Below are 24,166 nucleotides of genomic sequence, written 5' to 3'. Positions count from 1 at the left end.
CTACTGCCCATCGCCGGGGGGCGAGCCGGCGGCATCCTCCTCCGGGTCCGCTTGGGGAAGCCGTAGGCGGATACATGTTCCGGCGTCCTCTTCTGTATCTACCTCAATGTCCCCGCTCATTTTTTCGACAATCTGCTTGGTGATGGAAAGACCGAGCCCGGTGCCCTCGTACTCTCGGTTGAGGCCTTCAGAGGCCTGCCGAAACGGCTCGAAGACGCGCTCAACAGTGTCCTCGTCCATCCCGATGCCGGTATCTTCCACCTCGACCACGGCGTCGCCCTCTGCCCGGTAGGACCGGACCCGCACACGACCGCCTTCCTCCGTGTACGTGATGGCGTTGCTAATCAGGTTCTGCAGGGCAACCTGCATTCCTCCCTGGTCAACCTGGGCAACAACAGGGCAGGAGGCCACCTCTACTTCACAGTGGACCCCCGCCTCGTCGGCCTGCGGATAAAGCTCCTCGACGAGACTCGTCGCCAGTTCGTCCAGCGAAACTCGTTCCGTAGCCAAATCCATCCGGTCCGCCTCCAGCCTCGAGAGGTTCAGGACGCTGTCCAGCGTGTTGAGGAGACGACGCCCGTTCTTTCCGATGAGGTACGCAAACCGGCTCAGGGTAGACAGATTTGTGTCTTGAGGGCTGCTCTCAAGAAGATCCGCCTTTTCTTCGATCGCCTCGGAGAATCCAATAATCGACGTGAGGGGAGTGCGGATCTCGTGGCTCATGTTCGCCAGCATCGTTGACTTGAGCCGACTGGCCTCTTCGGCCTCCTCCTTCGTGTCTCGAAGGTCGGCCTCACGACGGAGCCGGTCGAGAATGAGTGCGGCGTATCCGCCCAACATCTCCAGAAGGTGAAGGTCAAACTGGCCATACGTGGCCTCCTCCGCCTTCCCCACCACGATGGCCCCGTGTCCACCAATCGGGACAGATGCGGCCGAGCGCAGATCTCCGTAGTCAATGGGGTTCTCCAGCGACTGAATGTTTTCAGTGACGACGGCCTCTCCGGACTGCAAGGCCCGCCCAGCCACCATGTTACTACTCGGCGAACGGGCTTCGGGCACCGGTAGCGACAGCCCCGACGCAGACTCCGTGCGCTCCGGAACGATCATTCCGTCCTCCAAGAATCCGGTATGGGCGAACGGGTAGTCGAAGACCTTTTTCAGCACCCAGTGGATCCGATCGGAGACCTCTTTCTGAGAGCCAGACCGGAGAAGCTGACCAGTGGCTTCGTAGAGGGCCCGAACCTTCTCTTGCCGCCTACGGGAAGCCTGCTCCCGCTCTTTACGCTCGGTGATATCTACGCCACACCCTACAACCTTTCTCACCTCCCCGTCCGAGTCCGTGATCGGGACATGGATGCGGAGGTAGTGCCGGGGGCCCTGTTCCGTGTGCATGGTCTCCTGCACCCGGTCGACCTCCTTGGTCTGGACCACTTCCCGGATCGATTCGTCCCGCTTCCGGCCCACTTCCACGTCCAGGTTGCGCCGACGATAGTACTCCTCGTTGGTGTGACCGACCAACTGCTCTCGCACCGCCGGGTCCCCGACGGCTTGCTCGTTGACGTACTGGAACCGCGCCTCCGGGTCGAAGATGGCCATTTCCATCGGGAGCTGCTCGATCATTTGTCGCTGCTGATCCCGAGACCGACGCAGGTCGTCCTGTTGTGTCTTGAGGCTCTCGCGCATCGACAGCCCCCACCAGTGGGCCGCCGTTTCGAAAAGGGCCAGGTCGACCATGCCGCTCCCCAGCACGAGCGGGCTTGTTTCGAGGACGGGTGCGGCCCACACCCCTGCGCCGAGCAGAGCAAGACCCACCGCCAGAAACGAAAGGACCGGGGCCATCGAGTCGGCGCCGAGAATCACGATCCCTCCGAAGAGAGCGTAGACGAACAGGACACTCAGTGAATACTCCCCACTGAATTGGTTCAGTGTGGCAAGCGTGACGGTCCAGGCCATGACCGTTCCCAATACCCCCCAGGACACTTCGACGTACCAGCGGCGGACCGACGCGGAGAAGGTAGATGCGAAAAAAAGAAGGAGCAGGACCCCCACGAAGGAGAGCCGAAGCCACAGGGGATCATGGGTCCCCGGATTCGCGGTCCGGTGAACCGCTCCGTGTACGAGAAGCAATATCGGCCCGAGCAGGGACAGCAGGCGGTATATCTGTACCTGCGACCTGTGCCGCCGCGAGAAAAACTCATCTTCGGGCCGAAAAAGCTCGTAGAGCCGGAGAGCTATGACACACATTAAATTAGATCGTACAATAAGAATATATTCCTGAAATTTATGGCGGGACTGTAGGTTTCTTATTAACGTCGATTAAAGGGAAGTCGCCGTGTCTCGAACAACCGGTTCGAAGCGGCGTGGTCGGGACGAGACAACGCAAATTCTCTTCCAGAGGCCCACCAGCCCAGGTCAGGGCGAAGCTCAGTGCGAGATTGTTGCGACCAGGGGGCGTTCCGGTGCAAGTGCGGTGCAGGTCCGACACCGTTGATTCGAGCCTACCAACCCGGCACGCTCCGCGCATCGGCACGATAGGTCCGACCCGACGCGTTCGTCTTTTTCCCGTCCGGGGCGTCTCCCATTCGATAACATCCCAACATGAGTGAACCGGGCCGGACGGCGTTGCATCCCCGAGGGGCCTACTGAAAACCAGCTTGGCTGCTCGCTCAAGACCTCACTGCTCGTCCGAGGCCCCGGATGGCTCAGTGCCGTGGCGGATCGCGACCGCCCCTGTCGAGGGGCCTCCCGTGCTCGTCGGTCCCACTCACGCTCGCCTCGGGGAGCCGACCTCCCCCGGCGAGGATGATTCGTGGGAACGTTCGCCCGGACCCCGAATGCAACATTCTTCCCTTTTTCGGCCACTCGCCCACCAACCCCTGTTTTCCCATGGAGCCGATTGAAGACCTCGATGTCCTCGACGAGGAGCGCGTGCGGCAGCGCGAGGCCGACGGGGAGGTCGACGAGGACCTCGATCGCGTAAAGCACGGCTACGACGCCACCGCCGGCGACAAGCAGGTCTACATCGAGACCTACGGCTGCCAGATGAACGTGAACGACTCCGGGATCGTGGCCTCGGTGCTGGAGGACAGCGGCTACGGCCTCACGCGGGACCAGGAGGCGGCGGACGTCGTCCTGCTGAACACGTGCGCCATCCGCGAAAACGCCGAGCGGAAGATTCGCGCGCGCCTCAGCATGTTGCGCTCGGAGAAGGAAAAGCGCGACGACGAACTCATGCTGGGGGTGCTCGGCTGCATGGCCGAGCGCCTCCGCGAGAAGCTGCTGGAGCAGGAGGACCTGGTGGACGTGGTGGTGGGCCCCGACGCGTACCGCGACCTGCCGCGGCTCCTCTACGAGGCAGACGCCACCGGCCAGGCCGCCGTCAACGTGGAGCTGTCCAAGCAGGAGACGTACGAGGACATCCAGCCGGTGCGCTACGACTCCAACGGCGTCAGCGCCTACGTCTCCATCATGCGCGGCTGCGACAACATGTGCACCTTCTGCGTGGTGCCCTTCACGCGGGGCCGCGAGGAGAGCCGGCCAGTGACAACCATCCTCTCCGAAGTTGCTCAGTTGGTCGAAGAGGGCTACAAGGAAGTGACGCTCCTCGGCCAGAACGTCAACTCCTACCACTACACCGACGAGGACGGCACGTCCGTCAGCTTCGCCGAGCTCGTCGACCGCGTCAGCCGCGTCTCGCCGGAGATGCGCGTCCGCTACTCCACGAGCCACCCGAAGGACTGCACCGACGAGCTGCTGAGGGTGCACCGCGACCGTCCCAATGTCTGCAACTACATCCACCTGCCGGTGCAGCACGGCAACACGGAGGTGCTCGATCGCATGCGCCGCACCTACACCCGCGAGGAGTACCTGGCACTCACGGAGCGGGCGAAGGAGCTGTGCCCCGGCGTCTCCCTCTCGACCGACCTCATCGCCGGCTTCTGCGGCGAGACGGAGGCGCAGCACGAGGACACCCTCTCGCTGATGGAGCAGGTGCGCTACGACCACGCCTACATGTTCAAGTACAGCGAGCGGCCCCAGACCTACGCTGCGCGCAAGTACGAGGACGACGTGCCCGAAGACACGAAGCAGCGTCGCCTGGAGGAGATCATCGAGCTGCAGAACCAGCACGCGAAGGAGAGCAACGAGGCGGAGATTGGGCGCGTGCACACTGTGCTCGTGGAGGGCACCAGCAAGAAGAGCGACGAGCAGTTCTTCGGGCGGGCGGACACGAACAAGGGCGTCGTCTTCGACCGCGAGGACTATGAGAAGGGCGACTATGTGAAGGTCCGCATCGACGACTGCACCTCCAGCACGCTCCTGGGCACCGCCCTCGAAACGACCACACTGGAGGCAGCGGCGCGGACCAACTCGATCACGACGACCCCGGCCGTCGCGTAGACGGGGGCTGTTGCCTCCCGAATCTCGTCACTCCGGCGCCTCACCAGTGCCGGCCAGTCCCCCTCCCCAGCGCGCGGCCAAGCGGGCGGGCTCTGTTCGACCGCCACCGGCCTTAGAAGACCGATATCCACGCCGGGACACCGGCCTGTCGCCTGGGCGAGCCCACCCCCCCACGTAATCCGCTCGCCCCGGTGTAGAGACTACGGTCGGGGGCGCGGGCCTCTTCGGGCCGCCCCCCAGCGTACTCTCTCACGTCGTTGCTGCTGGCGTTCTCCACCAGCAACCAGAAGCACATCCACCTCTCTTCTCGGATCGCTCCCTTTATGGACAATCCCTTCGGCCCGTACTCCTGGGGCGAATTTTTTCCGATGGTGTGGCGGCGCTTCACCGGCCCGTCGCCCCGCCCCGAGTCCATCGACCGGGACCTGCGGCTTCGAGAGGGAGATTCGGACTGTACGCTGGGCTTCGTCGGCGACATTTGCCCGCTGTTTGGGCGCGAGGCGCGCTTCGGGGCAGGTGTGCAAGGCTTCCTGGGCGACTGTGACATCGTGGTGGGCAACTTCGAGGGCATTTTCTCGGAGCGCGCCTGGAAGCCGTTCCTCATGAAGCACGAGGCGGACATCTTCCCGGCGCTGGCTCAGCTCTGCCCCCTCGATCGATGGGTCGTCTCGGTCGCCAACAACCACGCCACCGACTACGGCCCGGACGCCCTCCGGCGAACTTGTCAGCGGCTGGAAGATCACGGCCTGCGCTGGCTTGGCACCACCGACCGCCCCCGCCTCCAGATCGCAGACGGCCTCACGGTGACGGCCTGGACCTGGTGGCTCAACCACGAGGGCGACGGGGTGGCCCGCACCGATCCCGGAGCGCCGGACGCGCCGGGGCTTCACATTGCCCTCCCGCACTGGGGCTACGAGCACGAGCGAGAGCCTCGTCCCGAGCAGACGCCGCCCGCAGGCTACACGCTGACGACCGGTCACCATACGCATCTCCCCCAGCCGCTCGAGGCCCGCGACGACGGGCGGCTGGTGGCGTACTCGCTGGGCAACTTCGTTACCGGCAAGCAGCTTCCCGTTCTCGGCGAAGGCGCCCTCCTCAAGGTGGACCTCACCCGTTCCGGGACAACCCCCCCCACGGTCGTGCAGGCCCAGTTCCGTGCAATTACCCTCGACCGCGACCGTCAGACGTGCCACGTTACGCTCCATCATTCCGCGCCCCCAGCGCCCCAGCGCATCACCCTCGACAGTGAAGCCTGACCCTTGCTCTGCTCCCGTCTTCGTGCTCGATCCACCTGCCATTTCCCCACCTGGCCCTTAGGTTAAAGCACTGACACTCCCCACTTCCAATTGGTTTTCTTTCATCTCACGTCCCCCACCATGCTCCTCTACGAAGTAAACCTGACCGTCGACGGCGAGACCGCACCACGCTACAGCTCGTGGCTGCGCGAGCACATTCGGGAGATGCTCGAGCTCGACGGGTTTGAGGCGGCCGTCTGGTACGCCACCAGCGACGACGGCAGCACGGCGCCGGCCCCCGACGAGCCGACCGGTGAGCGCGCCTGGACCGTACAGTATCAGGTGCGCGACCGCGACGCCCTGCAGGCATACTTTGACGAGCATGCCGATGCGTTGCAGGAGGCAGGCCCCGAACACGGCGACCACGTGACCGCCGACCGTCGCGTGCTTGAGCAGAAGCGTCTTTTTCAGGGATGACGCATGCCCGGCTCTACAGTACAACGACTTGATCGTGGGGGCACACTGATTCGGATTCGGCACGGAGGGGGCACACGGCCGACTGCACGGACACGGAAAGCCGCTTCATCTGAGACCCTAGAAGTGCAGGTTTAAGATGGGCCGGCACGTGTCGATAACCGATTACAAAGGAGCTTTTATTTCGTCCATCTGCTCCAGATGCCGGCGCCATCCGCGCTCATGCCGGCGGCTGATCTGGATGGGCACCACAGGCTCCTTTCCGCCCAGTCGGTTCATCAATTCCGCACTCAGTCCGTGCAAAAACAGGGCCTTACGCTCACGTTTCCGACCCTCCCGTCCACCATTTCGAAGGTGGAAGAATTCATCGCCTCTGGCCAGACGGACCCTGGTCCACTCATTGACATCGTGGAACGCGATCCGTCCGTCTCCCTCAACGTGCTCCGGCGCGTCAACTCCCCGTACCACGGCCTCCGCCGGGAGGTCGAGAGCATCGACCGTGCGGTTCGCCTCCTCGGGTTCGTCGAGGTCTCCTCGATCGTCATGATTGAGGGGGTTGAGGAGCTCCGGGATCACTTCGACTCCCATTCCGCCCTGCTCCGCCAAATCGCCCACTCGGCCGTCTTCACCGGTCGGTTCGCACAGGGGCTTACGAAAGCCCTGGACGTGGAGGAGGACTGGACCCGGCTTGCCTTCTCGGCCGGTTTCATTCACGCGATGGGGCGCCTCGTCCTGCTCCACGTCCAGCCGGACCGATACGCAACGCTGGCCGAGGCGGGTACGATGCCCCTTCCCGACACCGAGGCCGAGGCCCACGCCTTCGGCGAGAACTACCGCACCCTCGCCCCGCAGGCAGCCGACCACTGGGAACTGCCGGAGCGGGTTTGCTCGGTGCTCCAGATCGCCGCCAACCCGGATGACGAGCCGGAGTCGGCCAGCAAGATGCTTGGGGTGTCCATCCGGAACGGGGGCGACCTTGCCCGCCGGGACCTCGCCGAAGACTTCGCCGCGTCGCTGGGGACCTCTGAGGACTCTTCTGCGTCGAGGGTCGACGATCTCATGATGACGGTCGCCCAGGACGCATCGACATATGCCTCGGAGGTGGGCCACTTCTAACGGATCTTCTGCCCCACGGACCCGTCCAGCCGCTCATCCGGGAGGGCAGGCCGAGTGCCTCTCGCGCCCTGACCGGGTGCTCTCGGCTCCCGATACGCTAGCGAGCCCCACAACCCCCAGAAGAGACGCATCCCTTCACCCTCTGCATACCGCAGACGGTGCCATCAGTGCGCGTGCTCTTCAAACTTCGCCTGCAGGGTGAGCTGAATCTTCCCGAGGAGCTGCGAGATGCGGGCGGCGCTGAGGTCGAGCACCTCCCCAATTTCTTGCAGGGTCAGGTCTTCCGTGTAGTACAGGCCCAGAATCGTCTGTTGGCGCTCCGGAAGGGTCTGGATGAGGTCCTCGAGGTGCTTCTGCGTAGAGGCCTTTTCGAACCGCTCGAACCCCTCCGTCCCGTCGTCGCTTGGGAGCACGTCGAGCATCGTATGGTCGTCGTCCTCGCTGGGCCGCGAGAGCGAGAGGGAGAAACGGCACTGCGCGTCCCGGAGGAGGTCGTGATACTCCTCCACGGACATTCCCATGTAGTCGGATACATCCTCGTCCGACGGCTCCTCCCCCAGCATCTGCCGGAGCGAGGAGAGCGCCTCCTGCACCGCGCCCATCTTCTTGCGCTTCTCCCGCGAGAGCACATCGATCGAGCGGAGGTAGTCGATGATGTTGCCCCGGACCCGCCGGTACGCGTGGGTCGCAAACTGGGCCTGCTCCGGGTCGTAGTTGTCGAGGGCCTCAAGAAGCCCGACAATCCCGACGCTCTCTAGGTCCTCATGCGAGGCAAGCAGGTGATCGGGCACACTAATCTTGCCGATGATGGAGCGCACGAGGGGGAGCGCCGCCATTACGACGGCCTCTCGGTTCGACGGGGTGGGGTCGTCGAGGTACTGTTCGACAAGGGGCTGTAGGTCACGGGACATAGCACTACTGCGTTAGGACGTCGCAACGAGTCGCGGGGATTTAGGCGGCCTGGGCTTCCGGAACGTTCTCGGACGGCTCAGGCTCCGACTCCGCGGATCCCTCTTCGTCCGACGCACCATCCTCCCCGGCGTCCTCGAAGGGCACCCCGTTTTGGACGATTCTGCGGGCCGCCGCGTAGCCGACTGCCAGGATGAGGTAGGTCGCCACTCCCCCTCCCGCCGCGGTGACGACGGTGTGCTCCAGGGGCGCCCCGCCCCACATCTGCGCCAGAAAAATGCCGGTCCCGAACAGCACACTCACGTCGGCAATGATTGTGTGGTAGGACAGAGACACGGAGACAGAGGCAGTGTCGGAAGACGGCATAATTGAGGGGATGATTGTGGGGCGTAGTGGGTCGGGCGGAACGCGGCTCACGAGAGGGCGGGCGAGAGGACGTACTGCCCCCGAGCCGTCGTATCGGCCAGGTCGGCGAAGGCGTCCCGGGCAGGTCCCTCACTCCGCACCACCGGCGTCTGGTCCGACACCGAGCGGCGCACGGCGTGCGAGAACGGAATCCACCCGAGGGTCTTCGGGGCCTGTCCCAGGAAGCGGGTCGTGACTGCCTTGAACCGTTCCGCAATGCTTCGGGCGTCGTCCTCGTCCTCGGCGAAGTTGACGACGAGGCCCAGTGGGTAATCGGGGTCGGCGGTCCACAGCTGCTTGGCGAGTCGGTAGGCGTCGGCAACGGCGGTGGGCTCGCCCACGACGACGAGCACCCCCAGGTCGGCCCGGTCCAGGGCCCACTGCACGGGCCCGTCGGTCCCGGCCGACGCGTCGACGAGCACGTAATCGTGGGTCGTGCGGAGGCGTCCGAGCAGCGTATCGAGGGCGGCGTACAGAGCCTCGCGCTCCCCCGAGTCCCCGGACGTCGGGCGATTGGCGGCCTGCACGAGGGTCATCCCGCTCTCCGTCTCGTGCGGCACCGTACGCAGCGCGGCGTCCTCCTGCACGGCGTCCAGCACCGTCGTGGCGGGGGCCTCATTGAGGAGCACAGCCGTGTCGCTCTGGCCCAGGTCCGCGTCGACGAGGGCGACATGGTGCCCCTCTCGCGCGAGCATCTCGGCGAGGTTGGCCGTCACGACGCTCTTTCCGACGCCCCCCTTGCCACTGGCAAATGTTAAAACGTTGGAGGTCACTTCCATCGGTCAAAAAGATCAGGCAGCGGGAGGAAGCAAGGCAGTTAGAGGTCCATGATGTCTTCTACAAACCACCGCAGGGAGAAAGCCCGGGCCCCGTCCGGCACCTCGGGCCCCTCCGAGACGATCTGTACAGGCAGGTCGACGTGGATCAGCCACTCGGCTACCTGTCCCCAGTCGTGCACCTCGTCCAGGTGGGTAACGGCGGCCGCCGTGGGACGAAGGGGCAGCCGGGCGAACGTCTCTTCGTCGATTCCCCCCAGCGCCCGGGTGGCGTCGACCACGAAGTGGACGGCGGGCCGCGGCAGGGGGCGCAGGAGGCGCCGGTACCGCCGGAGAACCGGGCGGGCCTCCGACAGGGGCATGGGGAGCGGTGGCGTATCGATGAGCACCTGCTCGAAGTCGCCGACGCACCGGAGCGCCTTCGCCATGTCTTCCCTCGTGCGCACGCTCCGCACCGGCAGCCCGAAGCGCCGGTACAGGGCGGTCGGGTTCTGGTAGGACGCGTTGCGCCCCTCCTCCGGAAGCAGATGAATCACGGCGGTGTCCTGTCCGGCGAGCATGCGGTCGTGGACCGCGAGCTTGAGGGCGAGCGACGTCTTCCCGGCGCCGCTGGGCCCCACCAGAGCAATCACGCCCGTCTCTGCGGCCAAGGGGTCGGTCTGGATGCGGCGACACACCACCTGCGCGAGGGCCCAGTGCAGCTCGTCTCGGGGACTCTCCCTCGGGTCCACGCCCCGCTCCGTCAGGTCACCGAAGAGGGCGGTCGCGGTCTTGGGACGAAGGCCGTCTTGCAGCAGCCGCCCGTAGAGGGGATGGGTCGCCCACTCGCCGGTCTCCGTTCCGGCGAGGCGCGCGTTCTGGTCGTGCCTGTCTCCGGAGCGGGCGCGAAGCTCCTCCAGGCGCGACTCGACCCAGGCTTCGTGGTCCCCGGTCGTCGGGGACGCGTTTTCCTCCGAATCCGAGGACGGAAACACCCGCCCCCGCCCCTGTCTCTGCTGCGACGCGTCGCCGCCGGGCCAGGACTGTGCCTCCAACTCCGACTGGAAACGCGACGCCATTCCCGACCCGGCCGATTCCGCCTCGTCGTTTCCCTCATATTCGAAGGACGTCTCGTCGTCCGCCCCCCCGCGGTCCGGGGCGGGCGATGCGCTCGGCGTCGACACGGGGGCTTCCGATGGCTTCGGCACGTGGCCCCACGATTGCTCGCCCTGCGCGGCGGTCTGTTGAGCCGACTCGTCCACCATCACAGTGACCTGCGCGGGCGCCTCGTCGGTGGACGGCTCCGACTCGACCAGCACAACCTGGTCGCCCAGCTTGTGCCGCGCCTTTTCGAGGGCCGCCTGAATGCTCGAATCGGTAAAGGTCTGGACGTCCATGGCGGTGCGCGCGTGAGACGGGTGAGGTTATGTGTTGGAGATTCCGGCAGTCGCGGCGGACAGGTCGGAGGACGACGATCCCTGCGGGATGCTGACCTGATCGACGATGTCGACCGGGGCGTCGGGCGTGAGGTCGTTGTAGGAGAGGACGGTAATGTCCGAGACCATTGGGTCTAGGAACTGGTAGACCGTCGCCCGCAGCACGGGGGAGATCAGCAAGATCGGCGCCCGGTCATTGCTGATGAGCTGGGTCGCCTGCTCGTCGATCGCCTTCACGAGGGCGTCGGCCCGTTCGGGCTGGAGCCCGAGGGTGTTGGCGTCGAGGCCCCCGGCCTCGGCCCTTTCGAGCAGGTGCTGCTCCAGGGCTGGATCCATCACGAAGGCCTTGATGCGCCCCTCGGGCCCCGAAAACTCACGGGTGATGGTGGGCGCCAGCGCCGCCCGGCAATGTTCGGTCAGCACCTCCACCGTCTGCGTCTGCGACGCGTGGTCGGCCAGCGTCTCAAGGATCGTCACGAGGTCGCGGATCGGAATCCGCTCCTCCAGCAGCCGCTGGAGCACCTTGCGGATGCTGCCCAGCGAGAGGAGATCCGGCACCAGTTCGTCAACCAGGGCCGGCGCCGATTCTTCGACCTTGTCCAGCATCTCCCGGACCTCCTGCCGGTCGAGGAGCCGATAGGCGTTCTTCCGCAGCTCCTCCAGCAGGTGGGTCGAGATCACGGCCGGCGACTCGATGACGGTCAGCCCCATCTGCTCCGCTTCTGGCAGGTTGCGCTCCGCCACCCAGACGGCCGGAAGCCCGAACGTGGGGTCTTCCACCCGGATGCCCGACGGCGCCTCGTCGACGTCGTCGGGGAGCAGCGCGAGCTTGTAGCCCGGCATCACCTGCCCCTCTCCGATGGGATTCCCCCGGAGCCGAATCACGTATTTGTTCGAGTCCATGTCGACGTTGTCTCGGATGCGCACCGGCGGGATGACGAGCCCCATCTCCTCGGCCAGCTGCTTCCGCAGCATCTTGACGCGCTCCAGAAGGTCTCCGCCCTGGTCCGGGTCCACCAGGGAGATGAGCCCGTAGCCGATCTCCAATTCGAGCGGGTCCACCAGCAACAGGTCGGAGGGGTCTTCTTCAGACTCCTCCTCGGCCTGCTGCTCCTCCGCCTCGCGCTGGCGCTCCGCCTCTGCCTCCTCCTCCGCCTTCTTCTCTTTGCTGCGTAGGTACCACAACAGGAGCACCCCTGCGCTCAGCAGCCAGAACGGAATGATGGGCAGCCCCGGCACAAAGCCCATGAGCCCCAGGAAGCACCCCGTGATCAGCAGCGGGGGCGGCTTGTCGAGGAGCTGACCTTTCATTTCGCTGGCCAGCGACCCCTCCTCTCCGCTGGCCCGCGAGACAATGATGCCGGCCGCCGTCGACACCATGAGCGCAGGGATTTGCGACACGAGCCCGTCCCCGATCGAGAGCAGGGCAAAGGTGCTCGCCGCCTCCCCAACCCCCATCGCCTGCTGGGTCACGCCGATTACCAGCCCCCCCACGACGTTGATGGCCGTGATGAGAATGCCCGCGACGGCCTCGCCCCGCACGAACTTCGTCGCACCGTCCATGGCGCCGTAGAAATCGGCCTCCTCCGTCACCTCGTCCCGCCGCTCGCGCGCCTCCCGCTCGTCGATGAGGCCCGAGTTGAGGTCCGCGTCGATGGCCATCTGCTTTCCCGGCATCGCGTCGAGCGTAAACCGCGCGGCCACCTCCGAGATGCGCTCGGTGCCCTTCGTGATGACCACGAAGTTGATAATGACGAGCACGAGGAAAATGATGGCCCCCACCACGTAGTTGCCCGCCACGACGAAGCTCCCAAACGCGTTGATGAGGGCCCCGGCCTCCGCGTTGCCCAGGATGAGCCGGGTCGACGCGACGTTCAGCGAGAGCCGGAAGAGAGTCGTCGTGAGTAGCAGGCCCGGAAAGATCGCAAATTCCAGGGGCCGCTCGGCGTAGAACGACGTCAGGAGCACCCCAAGGCTCAGAGCGATGTCCGTGGCCAGGAAGAGGTCCAGCAGGTAGCTGGGCAGGGGCACCACCATCATGAACAAAATCGCCACGATGGCACCGGCTACGACAATCTCGCTGTCAAACCCTCCAACCCCCAGCGACCCAGTGGGCGACGACGACGTGCGGGAATCAGCAGCGCGGGACAAAGCACCTGCGGGGGTGGATGACAGAGCACAACGGATCAGACGTCGCCGCGCTGTTCGTACACTTCGGCGAGGATGGCGGCGACGGCGGGGTAGAGTTCCTCCGGAATTTCCTCTTCCTCTGGCACATTGTCGTACAAGGCGTGTGCCAGGGACCGATTTTCGAACGTGGGCACGTCAAATTCGGCGGCGAGCTCCTTGATGCGGAGCGCGCGCTTGCGAACGCCCTTCAGCAACACCCGCGGAGCCGGCGCCTCGTCGGGGTCGTAGCGCAGGGCAATGGCGTAGTGCGTCGGATTTGTAACGACCGCGTCCGACTTCATGACGGCGTGGTCCATGCGCGGCTGCTCGGCCAGCTCTTTGGCCTTCTCCCGCCGTTTCTCCTCAAACTCCGGGTCCCCCTCCGTTTCTTTCTGTTCGTCCTCCATTTCTTTTTTGCTCATCTTGAGATCCTCGTAGTACTTCCAACGCTCGAACGCAAAGTCGAGCGCCGCAATCACGACGAGGCCCATCAGAACCCGCCACATCAGTGCAAAGAACCAGTCGGCCGCCTGGTCGAGCAGAGCTGGCAGCGGCAGCGTGTAGACCTGCACCATCTCCGGGATAAGCGGCCGCATGGCAAAATACGCGATGGGCCCCACCACGCCGATCTTGAGGAGGGTTTTCGCGAAGCCGAAGGCGCCCTCCGAGGAAAAGATCTGCTTCAGCCCCTCCAACGGGTTCACGCGGCTGAGCTGCGGCTGGATGGGGGTGAACGACACGTTCCATCCGGACTGGACCATGTTGAGTCCCACCGCCGCGACCACGAGCACGATGAAGAGGGGGGCTAGCATCTCGGCGACCTGCACCCCAATCTCCGCGACGAGGCTCTGGATCGACTTTACGGTGAGGGACATGCGCGCCGACCGGAGAAATATGCGCGCCGCCATGTCCTGGAGGGACTGAAACGCCGAGGCGCCCCCCACCGAAAAGAGCGCCATCGCCGTCAGCAGGAGCCCCACGGAGACGGGCTCGGTTGCCCGAAGCACATTTCCCTCTTCGCGCGCTTTCTCGAGGCGCCGGGGCGTTGGGTCGTACTGTTTTTCCTGCGTCTCACTCATCGGTGGCACTGGAAAGTGATCACGCGATCGAGATTCTCGGCGTCCCAGCACGGGGAAAGGACTGCGTGGGACGCAACGGAAAACTTTTCCCGGCCCGCCGTCGCCGGCTACCCGGGCGCAATGATCCGGAGGACCTCGTGCACCATCTGCTCAATCTGCCCAAAGAGCGACGGGAAGAACGGGACGGCCCCCTGTATAAAGACAAGGAAGATTCCAATGCCCACGAGCAGCTTTGTGGGCAGGCTGAGCGTGAACAGGTTGGCCTGGGGGACGAGGCGCGCGAAGATGCCCAGCGCGATGTCAGTCAGGAAGAGGATCACCAGGAACGGCGCCGCCAGCCGGACGGCGAGGCGGAAGAAGTCCCCCATCCACTCCAGCATCGACGGCCCGGCCCCGGCCAGCTCGGCGCCGCCCAGCGGCACCACCTCAAACGACTGGGCGAGTGCCCGCAGGAGGAAGTGGTGCCCGTCGGCGAGGAGAAACGCGAGGAGAAACGTGTACGAGAGAATCTGGCCGAGCGGGTTGCTCGACGTGCCGCTGATCGGGTTGTAGGTCTGCGCGAGGCTCAGCGCCATCTGATATCCCATGATCGTTCCCGCGAAGCTCACCGCCCAGAAGATGATGCGCGCCGTAAAGCCCATGACAAGCCCCGTGCCCGCCTCCACCAGCACGACCAGTATAAACCCGACATCGTGGGTCACGTGGTCGGGCAGGGGCCCCGTGGCAAACCCCGCCAGGCTGTAGGCCAGCACCACGCTGGCTAGCACCCGCACCCGCACGGGGATGGTTTGCTGCTGGAAGACCGGGGCCGCCAGCATCAGGCCACTGACCCGCACAAACACGAGCAGCACCCGCAAAATGTACTCGGTATCGAGCAGCGACATGGGACACGCCGTCTGTCACGACGTCGGTCGTCACGGGCATGGGAGAAGAACGTCCGGCCGCGGGCCGCCGGTCACTTCGACACGCTGGGGATGGCGGCGAAGATCTCGGCCGTGAAGTCGGTCATCATCTGAATCATCCACGGCATCATAAAGAAGAAGACAACGGCAATTGCGATGAGCTTGGGGATAAAGCTGAGCGTCATCTCCTGCATGGAGGTGACGGCCTGGAAGAGGCTCACGACAATTCCAGCCAGCAGCGCCATGCCCAGCATGGGCCCGAGCACCATAAATCCCGTTCGGAGCGATTCTTTGAGCCAGTAGACAGCAACATCTGCGTTCATTGGGGGGGAGGCGGTTGATGTACGGCGATTGCGAAGGGGCCTGCGGGGGGGCACTACCCCACCGCATAGCCCTGCATGAGCGACTCGACGATGAGGTACCAGCCGTCGGTCAGCACAAAGAGGAGCAGCTTGATGGGCAGCGAAATCATAACGGGCGGCAGCATCATCATGCCCATGCTCATCAGGATGCTTGCCACGACGAGGTCCACGATGAGGAACGGCAGGAAGATCATGAAGCCGATCTGGAACGCAATCCGGAGCTCGCTGATGACGAACGACGGCACGACCACGTAGAGCGGGGCCTCGTCCGGGCTCTCGAAGCTCTCAATCTCCCCCATGTCCATGAAGAGCATGAGGTCCTTGTCCCGCGTGTGAGTGAGCATGAACCGCTTCATCGGCGTAGACGCCCGGTCGAATGCCTCCTGCTGGGTAATCTCGTTGTCCAGGTACGGCCGGAGCGCGTCCTGGTGGACCGTCTCCAGCACCGGCTGCATGATAAAGATGGACAGAAAGAGCGAGAGGCCGATGACGACCTGACGGGGCGGGGATTGCTGCAGCCCCAGCGCCCGGCGTAGGATGCTGAAGACGACGACCAGGCGCGTGAAGCTGGTCATCAGAATGATGATGGCCGGGGCGAGCGTGAGGACCGTCAGCAGGAGGAGAAGCTGGATCGGCAGCTCGTACCCGTCCTCCGAAGGGTTCAGGTCGACCTGGGGGAGCCCCCCGAGCGACGACCCGGACGTATCGACCTGCGCGGCCGTCGCTCCGGCCTCCTGCGCAAACGCGGTCGACCCCACGAGGGGCCCACTCGCCAGCAGAAGCACAACCAGTACGATGAGTCCCCCGGTCCGTCGAACGGGCGAGGGACACGGCGTAGAGAGACGTGTAGGCACGGCGTGCGGCGTCACGACAGGGAGTTTTGGCGGGCGAACTGCTTCAGCACGTCGGCGAAGTGTGCCGACTGGGGCGAGGGCCCGCTTCCGCCCGGCGGGGCCTCGTCGCCCTCCGCCGCGTCGAGAATCGACTCGTCAAACGCCTCGCGGGGATATGTCTTCAGGAGCTCGACCGTCTCTTCGGTCGCCCCTACCAGGAGCACCTCGTCCCCACACGCAACAAGGCGGAGGTGCTGCGACTGCCCGAGGGCCAGCTGCCCGATTGGGCGGAGGGCGACGGAGCCCTCCTCGGACGAGACACGGCGGCGCACGTAGAGCGCGTATCCTCCGCCCCCCACGAGCACCAGAAGGGCCGACAGGTTGCCCCAGGTGAAGAGATCGACACCGGCGTCCGACGATACGGACGGAGAGGCGGGAGCCTCCCGTTCGGCCCCGTCGGCGGACTCGGCCCCCTCGGCGGGCGGGACCAGCGCGGCGGCCTGCACCAGCACCCAGAGGGCCACCAGCGCCCCCAGCGCGTACAGCGCATACCAGGCCAGGCGACGTGTGGATACTCCGGGCGAGTCTGGGGCGGAGGGGACCATGGTCGGCAGACGGCAACACGGATGAGAGCGGCAGAACAAGAGGGCGCAATATTCGCTCTCTTGTTTTGCGAAAACGATGCCAGCCGGAAAATCCTCCGGGGCTCTCCCGTCGTGGGTCCCGTTCCGGGTTAGAAAAATGCCTTCTCGCGATGTCCTTCCGAGGCGAGATTTGTGATACGCACCCCAAACTGCTCGTCAATCACTACGGCCTCCCCCTCGGCAATCAGGCGCCCGTTGGCGTACACCGACAGCGGCTCCCCGACCATTTTCTCCAGTTCGACCACGCTCCCCGTCGTGAGCTTCAGCACGTCCGCGAGGGGCAACTCGCGGCGGCCCAGTTCCACCCGCACCTCCAGGTCCACGTCCGCCAGCAGCTTGAAGGTGCCCGAGCCCCCGTCTCCGCTGATTTCCTCGTCGCCCAGCTCGCTGAAGGCGGCGGGCGACACCTCGACGCTTTCTGACTCCGACGACGACGGTGCACCGCCGCCCGACGCGCCCGACGGCTGAGCAGACCCCGTGGAAGCCTGCTGGGAAGCGCTCTCCGTCTGGGTCGACTCGTCCGACGCCTCCTCGCCGCCGTCCGGCAGGAGCACAAGCCCGTCCAGTTCACCCCCGCCCCCCTGCGCCTTGAACGGCACGAGCCACGAGGCCCCGCCGGGGGACGGAGGCGCCTGGCCCGGAGCGGCCGTGTCGAACTGCACCTCGGGGAGGGTCAGGCCCTTCTCCGAGAGGGTGCTCTGTACGGTTCCGAAGCCCTGAGAAGAAATCTCCTGCATGAGGTCGAGGGCCCCGTCCGCATTGGGTTCCATCTCTTCCCCGAACATGGCCTCCGAGAAGAGGGGGACCCAGTCCGGGTCCAGGGCCACAATCGTGTCCTTGTCGGCGGCGTGCAGGACGAAGCGCTCCTCCAAGTCGTTCTGGAGCGCCTCCGTGGGCGACCGGTCGGCGATATTCTTCGGGGCCGACGTGTTGAGCGGGATTTCATTCCCGCTCAGCTGCTCCAGCAGTGCTTCCAGCGCCGTTAGTGCCGTTTGTATGTGCGTCTCGAGCGTGTTCTGGTTCATGATCAGGGGAAGGGGTCAGAGAATCGAACTCGACGTTCTCAGGGGATTCCGCCGCCGTAATCCGTAGGGCACGCTGCCGTCCCGAACGGCCCGGCACGGCCTCAAACTTCTGCTCGCCGTTCACAAATACCTTAATGGGATCGTCGGTCTCGCGGTCGAGGGGAATGACGTCGCCCTCCTGCAGCTGGGCCAGCTCGGTCACGGGCAGGACGGTGCGCCCCAGCTCGGCACTCAGGTTCACCTCCGTCTCTCGCAGGGTGTCCTCGTACCGGTCCCGCACCTCAGGCTCGACAGCCGTCGTGGAGCTGGAAATCCACTGCTCCATGCCGGCGCGCCCCAGCATCTGCTCCAGCATGAGGTACGGGTAGCAGATGTTGATAAACGACGGCTCGTCGTAGACGCGCACGTCGAACGAGGCCACGAGCGCCGGCTCGGCCGCCGGGATGATCTGCACAAATTCGGCGTTCGACTCGAACGCGACCTCCTCGACCGACAGCTCGTAGGCCTTTTCCCAGGATTCTTCCAGCTTCCGGTATGCCCGCTTCATCACCCGGCTCATGATACGCTGCTCGATCGGAGACACCTCGCGGGAATCGTCCATTAGGTGCCCGTCGCCCCCCATGAGCTTTTCGATGGTGTACACCACCAGCCGCGGGTCGATTTCGAAAATCGACCGGTATTCGAGCTCGTTCTCGTGCAGAACGTACAGGGCCGAGGGCGGAGCACTCGACATCACGAACTCCGAGTAGAGCACCTGGTCGACGGCCGTCAGCGAAATGTCGACGATGGTGCGGAGCTGGGCGGACAGGTACACCGAGAGGTCGCGGGCGAACGACTCGTGCACCTGGTTCAGGATGCGCTTCTGTGTCTGCGAGAACAGGCGCGGCCGCTTGAAATTGTACGGCTGGGCCTGCGCTTCCTTCTCCGCCTGCGCGTCTGGCTCGTCGCCTGCTTTTCCGGTAGGCTCGTCCTGTTCTTCCGCCTCGGCGTCGCCGAGAAGGACGTCAATTTCCTCCTGACTAAGGGGCTTCGACATGCCAGTGCTGCGATGCCGTCGAGAAGATCAGTGAACGTCCCCGCGCCCACGGGTCCTGGTCACTGCAAAACGAATTCCGTAAAGTATAGCCGATCCACCTCTCCCTTGCTGAGGATTCCGTTCGCCTCGTTGCGCAGGGATGCTTTCAGGCTGTCGCGTCGGTTGGGATTGGAGAGTTCTTCGACCGTCTGCTCCGACAGGAGCCGCAGCACGGCGTCTTTGACGATGACCTTCTTTTTCTTCATCTCCTTCTTCACCGTGGGCGCCCCCATCTCGAAGGCGACACTGACGGCCAGATACCGGTTGCCCCGGGAGCCTGCGGGATTGACCACGAGCCCCTCCATCTTCGACAGAGAGCCGACCTTGTTGGACTCGCCATCCTCACCGGAGTCGCCGCCCCCCACAAAGGGAATCATCCCCGCAATCTGATTGGCATACGGGACCTTCCCGGGATTCTGGGCAATCTGCCCGACGTACGGGATCGACTGAATCGTCTCTCCGACCCGGTCGTACTGCGCGTACGTCACCCCTACCCCGGCCACGCCCGCCACGCCAAGCGCCAGGGATAGAAGCAGGAGAAAATGCCGTTTGACGAGCGGCTCTTCACTCTCCGTCACGGCCCCGTCGCCGTCGACTCCGGACGGGTCGATGTCGTCTTGTTGTTGTTCCATGAGCGCCAGTTGAACATAATTTCTACACGACGATTTCGGGCCCGCCCTTCGTCCGTCTTGTTGGAGGCACGCGGATCCGTGGAGGCGTGCCCCACGGCCTTGAAGCGCGAGGAGTCGTACTCAGGGGCCGTATTCTGCAGAAAGCGTACCGACGACGCGGCCCGGGCGGTCGACAGCTCCCAGTTCGACGGGAATCTTCGGGTCTCGATTGGGCGGTTGTCAGTATGCCCCTCTACGACCACCGACCCGACGTCCCGGCTGAGCAGATTCGCCAGCTCGCGCAACACTGTCTGAGAAGGCTCGAGGAGACGTGCCTGTCCGGTGCGAAACATCAACGAGTCGGCGATGACAACGTGGATGCCCTCCTTCTTCAGGTCCGCCTGGATCTTGTCGCCGAGCCCGCGCTCCTCAATCCTTTTGAGGAACTCCTCGTACTGCTCGGCCCGCTTTCGCGCCCGAGACTGACTGGAGCCCGACGAGTAGTCGGCGGGCACGACGGACTTGCTCCCGGAAAACATGCCGGGCTGCCGCTGAAAGTTGCTGATCGCGTCCCGGAACTTCTTCATCCGAATCTCCGACATGGAAATCAGGAGGACGAAGAAGGTGACGAGCAGCGTCATGATGTCGCCGTAGGTCGTCATCCAGAACGGCGCCGTCGGCATGTCGTCGCCGTCGTCCTCGTCGGCATCGGGACCCACTTGGTTGCTGCTCATAAGGGTGTAGAACAAGTGATGGGACTATGCCGCGGCCGTAGCGGGCTGGGCGTCGGTGGCGTCTTCCGTCGACTCCGCCCCCGCAGCCTCCGGCTCTTCTTCCCCCTCTCCTTCTGCGAGGAAGCCGAGGCGTTGCTCAATCATGCGCGGGCTGTCCCCCCGGGCGATGGCGAGGATACCCTCCCGTGTAATATAGCGGGCCTTTCCCCGGAGCTCGTTCTGCTTTCGCGCCCGGTCGCCCAGCGGGAGAAACGCCAAGTTGGCCAGCAGCGCCCCGTAGAAGGTGGTCACCAGGGCCGTCGCCATGCCCGCACCGATCTTGCTCGGGTCGCTGAGGTTGTTCAGCATCTGAATGAGCCCGATGAGGGTGCCAATCATGCCGAACGCCGGGGCGTAGGTCCCCGCCTGGGTAAAGAAGTCCGCCACGACTTGGCGCTTGCTCTTCATCTCCGCGATCCGCTGGTCGAGCATCTCGGCAATCTCGTCCTCCCCCATCCCGTCGACGGCCATTTCGAGCCCAAACTGCAGAAGGTCATCGTCGACGTCGTCGATGTGTCGGTCGAGGGCAAGCACCCCTTCCCGGCGGGCGGTGCGGGCCATGTTGGTAATCTGGTCGAGGCGACTCTGGAACGATGGAGGGTCGAACGTGAAGATGTCCTGCGTCATCTCGATCACGCGCTTCAGGTCCTCGAAGGAGTAATTAACCACCACGGCCGCCGCCGTGCCCCCAACCACCATCAGCAGCGAGGCCGGGTCGAAAAACTTCCCCCACGTGTTGCCCAGCAGGATGGCCCCGGTGATGAGGGCAAAGCCACTGATCAGGCCAATCGAGGTCGATTTCCTCATGGTTACGTCCATTCAGGATAACAAGGTGAAAACACGACGGCCCGGAAAAAACCCAGGGCGCCACCACGGAAAATCGTGCCGCCCACACGACTTCCGCTCTGTCTCTCTCCCCGCGTGCGAGTCTCCTTAGTCGGGCGCTCCGTCTCCCAGTGCCGACGGGTCCGACGGCAGGTTCTCGGCCTGATCCAGCGACTGCGTCGACGGGCCACGTGGAGCATCGTCCGGGGCCGCTACCGCCCCTGGACGCTGCTCCGCTGCCTGCGCCTCTTCGAGCGCAAAGTGGCCGACCAGTCGCCTGAGGCGGTCGGTCCGCGCCTCCATGTCCTCCACGGTATCTGCAATCTGCTGGATGCCCGTGACCGCCTCCCTCGATACCTCCGAAATTCCCTGTACGCTCTTCGCGATCTGTTCGCTGGTGGCCGACTGCTCTTCGGTGGCCGATGCAATCTCACTGACAGTGTCGGCCGCCTCCTGCGTCCCGTCGACGATCTTGTCGAGAGCCTTCCCCGCTTCGTCGGCGAGGGCCATGCCGTCCTGCACCTGCTCCTCTCCCTGCTGCATGGCCGACACCGCCTCGTCCGCTTTGTCGCGGATCTCACCGACCATCTCGGCAATGTCGTCGGTCGCCTCGGCGGTGCGCTCGGCCAGTTCACGGACCTCCTCGGCCACGACCGCAAAGCCGTGTCCCTCTTCGCCGGTCCGGGCCGCCTCGATGGCCGCGTTGAGGGCCAGCAGGTTCGTCTGGTCGGCGATGTCGTTGATGATGGACACGGCCTCCTCAATCTCTTCGCTGGACGCTCCCAACTCCTTGACCGTCTGGGCCGAGTCCTGGACCGTATCGGCAATCTCGTGCATTTTCTCCACGGCCTCCCCGACCACCTCCGCGCCGGTCTCGGCCTGCTGCCCGTTTTGCTGAGCCGCCTCGGCCGCCCGGGTGGCGCTGCCGGCATTCGACGAGATGGTCCGACTCATCTCCTCCACCGCGGTGGCCGCCTCGTCGGCCTGGGCGTGCTGCCGATCGGCGCCGTCGGCCAACTGGTCCGTGACCGCTCCGACCTGCCGCGTGGCCGTGGCCGTCTCACTCACGGCGGCATCGACCTCCGTGAGCGTCTCACGCATCTGCTCCACCGTCTGGTTAAACCCGTCGCCGAGCCGGTCCACGAGGGCCTCCGTTTCGCTGAGGTCCTCGTTGAGGGTGTCCTCAACGCGGCTCGGCTCAAACTCAACCGTCAGGTCCCCCTCCGACAGGCGATTCATCGCCCCGAGCATGCGCTCCACCTCCCCCTCCAGGTAGTCCCGCACGACGCGCGACTGGTCGGCCAGCCGGTCGGCCTGTTCGCGCTTCTCCTCCGCCTCGGTCTTGGCCGCCTTGACGTCTTGGAGAAGGGCGTCCAGCCGGTCGTTTTTCTGTGCCGCCTCGGCCTCCTGCTTCGCCCGCCGGCGGTACATCCGCACGGCCTGTACACACCCCACGGCCAGGAAGGAAACAGAAAACACGACCCAGGCAACATGCTCGACGGTGCGCCACGGACTGGCCGTGAGCACGCCGTAGATCGACTCCGGCCAGATGATGCCCCGGGCGACGTGATCCACCCCCGTCACCGCCGCACCGGTAAAGAGCACCCGCCAGTCGTGGTACAACGAGAGGAAGGCCAGCGACGCAAAAATGTGAAAGTGCGTCTCAATGCGTCCGCCCGACAGGTGAATGAGCAGCCCCGACATCAGCAGCTGAGCCCCGGCAATGAGGTGGCGGGTGAGGGTCGTCCCCGGCCGCGCCCACGCCAGGATGGCCGGTGGGGCACTGATGAGCCCCCCCAGCAGGATGGCCGCGTAGACGTGCACGTGCATCGTGCTCTCGGTCCCGGCCCATGTGTTCGGGGAGATGAGGACAGCAGCAACGATCGCCGCGGCCCACTGCACCGTCATCAACACCGCGAACCGGAAATCGACGTTGCGGTAGTTTTCCGTCACGTAGTCCATGAAGCGACGGTGGACCTCATCCGGCGCGACCGTCTCGGCCGACGCCTCAGCGTCGCTGGGCGGCGAATTGGGCGCTTCCGAAGATACTGTTGTAGAGGCAGGCATGGCAGATAGAGCGCTACGCGTTCATGAGACGGTGGCGGAACGGATCCTCACCGGAGGCACACCCCTCCGATGCATCCGGTCGTTCCGTCTTCGTGCATCGAACAGCCGAAAACAAACGTCTCGGTCTCGGCCGGCCGGTCGCCCGTGAGGAGGGCCCGGAGGGCAGCACGTCCCGCATTGTCGCCTTCGTGTCCTCGGCCCGCCGTGATGCCGCCCTGAAACCGGAGCGCGCCATCGGGCCCGTAGAGCAACACCTGGCCCGACGTCTCCACCCCAAACCGGTCGGTCTCACGTCCTTCGGGGTCCCGGCGCGGACGAACGCCGGTTACCGACTCGGCCCGGCGCCAGAGGGACGTCGTTACCCAGCCCGGCTCGACCTGCTCCGGCCGCAAAAAGACGGCATGAGCCCGCACGGTGTCCCGCACATGGCGCATGAGGCGCGCCAGCTCCTCCATCGTCGCGTCGGTGCACGGACAGTGCGGATGGACGAATACGAGCAGCGTCGCCCCTCGATCAGCCAGCTCGATGCGGCTCTCAGCCGGCCATTCGGAAGGGGGCTGGGCGGGCGTCCCGGGCGCGTTCTGGTAGCTCGTCAACAGCACGAATCCGCTCCCGACCGCCGCCGCCCAGAGGATCACAGCAATCCATCCCACTGGGAGGGTCGTCCAGATGTCGGAAGCAGGGCGCTGCATGATGCGAGACGACGGGAAAGAGAAATCCGGCGCACCCATGATTATCGGCACGCCGGAGCGGACCTTAAGTGTCCAGTCCTCTTCTTTCTCCCACCGTTCGGGAATGACCGTCAGGGTTGAATGGCTCCCAAAGACAGCGTGCGTGCCCCGCGGCTAGGCGGCCCCTACCGCCGCCCCGTTGGAGCCGGACGCCGACACGTTCGGGGTCGGCTCCGGCGCCGCGTCGCCCTGCCGCGCCCGGGCGCCCTTCCCGGCCGCCGAGACATCGAACTGCTCGATGAGATCGCCCAGGTCTTCGGCCTGGCGGGACATGTCGTCGGCCATCTCTGCCAACTGGTTCGTCGAGTCCGACACGCTGTCCGCCACGCCGGAGATCGACTC

22 protein-coding genes and 1 pseudogene are annotated in these 24,166 nt (G+C 65.0%); 4 read left to right on the top strand and 19 right to left on the bottom strand.

Features of this window, described 5'->3' with window-relative positions; translation table 11 throughout:
• Entirely contained in the window at positions 1 to 2,244 is a 2,244-nt protein-coding gene (locus OJB03_RS04390) for a PAS domain-containing sensor histidine kinase (RefSeq protein ID WP_263785562.1), read from the bottom strand.
• A gap of 642 nt (positions 2,245 to 2,886) precedes the next feature.
• Between OJB03_RS04390 and miaB the strand changes: the two genes are divergently transcribed.
• The 4 genes from miaB to OJB03_RS04370 all read left to right on the top strand — a co-directional run bounded on the left by miaB (position 2,887) and on the right by OJB03_RS04370 (position 7,223).
• The gene (miaB, locus tag OJB03_RS04385) at positions 2,887 to 4,398 is read left to right on the top strand and encodes a tRNA (N6-isopentenyl adenosine(37)-C2)-methylthiotransferase MiaB (protein WP_263785561.1); all 1,512 of its coding nucleotides are present in this window, start codon (positions 2,887 to 2,889) and stop codon (positions 4,396 to 4,398) included.
• Between the two features lie 323 nt (positions 4,399 to 4,721).
• Positions 4,722 to 5,654 carry a CapA family protein gene (locus tag OJB03_RS04380; RefSeq protein ID WP_263785560.1) on the top strand — a complete coding sequence of 311 codons (933 nt, stop codon included), beginning with the start codon at positions 4,722 to 4,724 and terminating at the stop codon, positions 5,652 to 5,654.
• A 120-nt stretch (positions 5,655 to 5,774) separates the two neighbouring features.
• Positions 5,775 to 6,110, top strand: coding sequence for a DUF4286 family protein (locus tag OJB03_RS04375; protein WP_263785559.1), 336 nt, complete (start codon positions 5,775 to 5,777; stop codon positions 6,108 to 6,110).
• Between the two features lie 198 nt (positions 6,111 to 6,308).
• Positions 6,309 to 7,223 (top strand): HDOD domain-containing protein, encoded by a 915-nt coding sequence (locus tag OJB03_RS04370; protein ID WP_263785558.1) that lies wholly within the window; start codon positions 6,309 to 6,311, stop codon positions 7,221 to 7,223.
• A 164-nt stretch (positions 7,224 to 7,387) separates the two neighbouring features.
• Here OJB03_RS04370 and OJB03_RS04365 read toward each other — a convergent pair whose 3' ends face one another.
• The 18 genes and pseudogenes from OJB03_RS04365 to OJB03_RS04280 all read right to left on the bottom strand — a co-directional run.
• Positions 7,388 to 8,134 carry a sigma-70 family RNA polymerase sigma factor gene (locus OJB03_RS04365; protein WP_263785557.1) on the bottom strand — a complete coding sequence of 249 codons (747 nt, stop codon included), beginning with the start codon at positions 8,132 to 8,134 and terminating at the stop codon, positions 7,388 to 7,390.
• 40 nt (positions 8,135 to 8,174) lie between these two features.
• Positions 8,175 to 8,498: a hypothetical protein gene (locus tag OJB03_RS04360; protein ID WP_263785556.1), complete on the bottom strand. Its 324-nt coding sequence runs from the start codon at positions 8,496 to 8,498 to the stop codon at positions 8,175 to 8,177.
• Positions 8,499 to 8,545: 47 nt separating this feature from the next.
• Entirely contained in the window at positions 8,546 to 9,316 is a 771-nt protein-coding gene (locus tag OJB03_RS04355) for a nucleotide-binding protein (protein ID WP_272507114.1), read from the bottom strand.
• A 38-nt stretch (positions 9,317 to 9,354) separates the two neighbouring features.
• On the bottom strand, positions 9,355 to 10,689 hold the full coding sequence (locus OJB03_RS04350) for a flagellar biosynthesis protein FlhF (RefSeq protein ID WP_263785554.1): 1,335 nt from the start codon (positions 10,687 to 10,689) through the stop codon (positions 9,355 to 9,357).
• A gap of 27 nt (positions 10,690 to 10,716) precedes the next feature.
• A complete protein-coding gene (gene flhA / locus OJB03_RS04345) occupies positions 10,717 to 12,879 on the bottom strand; it encodes a flagellar biosynthesis protein FlhA (protein WP_263785553.1) in 2,163 nt (720 codons plus the stop codon).
• 35 nt (positions 12,880 to 12,914) lie between these two features.
• A complete protein-coding gene (locus tag OJB03_RS04340; protein WP_263785552.1) occupies positions 12,915 to 13,976 on the bottom strand; it encodes an EscU/YscU/HrcU family type III secretion system export apparatus switch protein in 1,062 nt (353 codons plus the stop codon).
• Positions 13,977 to 14,083: 107 nt separating this feature from the next.
• On the bottom strand, positions 14,084 to 14,860 hold the full coding sequence (gene fliR, locus OJB03_RS04335) for a flagellar biosynthetic protein FliR (protein WP_263785551.1): 777 nt from the start codon (positions 14,858 to 14,860) through the stop codon (positions 14,084 to 14,086).
• Between the two features lie 71 nt (positions 14,861 to 14,931).
• A complete protein-coding gene (gene fliQ, locus OJB03_RS04330) occupies positions 14,932 to 15,201 on the bottom strand; it encodes a flagellar biosynthesis protein FliQ (RefSeq protein WP_011405299.1) in 270 nt (89 codons plus the stop codon).
• A 53-nt stretch (positions 15,202 to 15,254) separates the two neighbouring features.
• Positions 15,255 to 16,037 carry a flagellar type III secretion system pore protein FliP gene (gene fliP / locus OJB03_RS04325; RefSeq protein WP_423816361.1) on the bottom strand — a complete coding sequence of 261 codons (783 nt, stop codon included), beginning with the start codon at positions 16,035 to 16,037 and terminating at the stop codon, positions 15,255 to 15,257.
• 68 nt (positions 16,038 to 16,105) lie between these two features.
• Positions 16,106 to 16,678 carry a FliO/MopB family protein gene (locus OJB03_RS04320; protein ID WP_263785548.1) on the bottom strand — a complete coding sequence of 191 codons (573 nt, stop codon included), beginning with the start codon at positions 16,676 to 16,678 and terminating at the stop codon, positions 16,106 to 16,108.
• Positions 16,679 to 16,806: 128 nt separating this feature from the next.
• Positions 16,807 to 17,742, bottom strand: coding sequence for a flagellar motor switch protein FliN (gene fliN, locus OJB03_RS04315; RefSeq protein WP_263785547.1), 936 nt, complete (start codon positions 17,740 to 17,742; stop codon positions 16,807 to 16,809).
• Positions 17,660 to 18,778, bottom strand: coding sequence for a flagellar motor switch protein FliM (gene fliM, locus OJB03_RS04310; protein ID WP_263785545.1), 1,119 nt, complete (start codon positions 18,776 to 18,778; stop codon positions 17,660 to 17,662). The genes fliN and fliM overlap by 83 nt, the downstream gene beginning before the upstream one ends.
• Before the next feature lie 59 nt (positions 18,779 to 18,837).
• Positions 18,838 to 19,449 (bottom strand): flagellar basal body-associated FliL family protein, encoded by a 612-nt coding sequence (locus tag OJB03_RS04305; RefSeq protein ID WP_263785543.1) that lies wholly within the window; start codon positions 19,447 to 19,449, stop codon positions 18,838 to 18,840.
• A complete protein-coding gene (locus tag OJB03_RS04300; RefSeq protein WP_263785541.1) occupies positions 19,392 to 20,162 on the bottom strand; it encodes an OmpA/MotB family protein in 771 nt (256 codons plus the stop codon). The genes OJB03_RS04305 and OJB03_RS04300 overlap by 58 nt, the downstream gene beginning before the upstream one ends.
• 24 nt (positions 20,163 to 20,186) lie before the next feature.
• Positions 20,187 to 21,008, bottom strand: coding sequence for a motility protein A (locus OJB03_RS04295; RefSeq protein WP_263785540.1), 822 nt, complete (start codon positions 21,006 to 21,008; stop codon positions 20,187 to 20,189).
• Between the two features lie 126 nt (positions 21,009 to 21,134).
• Positions 21,135 to 23,093: a methyl-accepting chemotaxis protein gene (locus OJB03_RS04290; RefSeq protein ID WP_263785539.1), complete on the bottom strand. Its 1,959-nt coding sequence runs from the start codon at positions 23,091 to 23,093 to the stop codon at positions 21,135 to 21,137.
• A gap of 47 nt (positions 23,094 to 23,140) precedes the next feature.
• On the bottom strand, positions 23,141 to 23,785 hold the full coding sequence (locus tag OJB03_RS04285; protein WP_263785538.1) for a thioredoxin domain-containing protein: 645 nt from the start codon (positions 23,783 to 23,785) through the stop codon (positions 23,141 to 23,143).
• A gap of 153 nt (positions 23,786 to 23,938) precedes the next feature.
• Positions 23,939 to 24,166: pseudogene (locus OJB03_RS04280) on the bottom strand (methyl-accepting chemotaxis protein); the annotation flags it as partial.

It is taken from the genome of Salinibacter grassmerensis (assembly GCF_947077765.1).
Taxonomy (GTDB): Bacteria; Bacteroidota; Rhodothermia; order Rhodothermales; family Salinibacteraceae; genus Salinibacter; species Salinibacter grassmerensis.
Note: the sequence above shows the minus strand (reverse complement) of the source record. Positions and strands in the feature narration are given on the sequence as shown.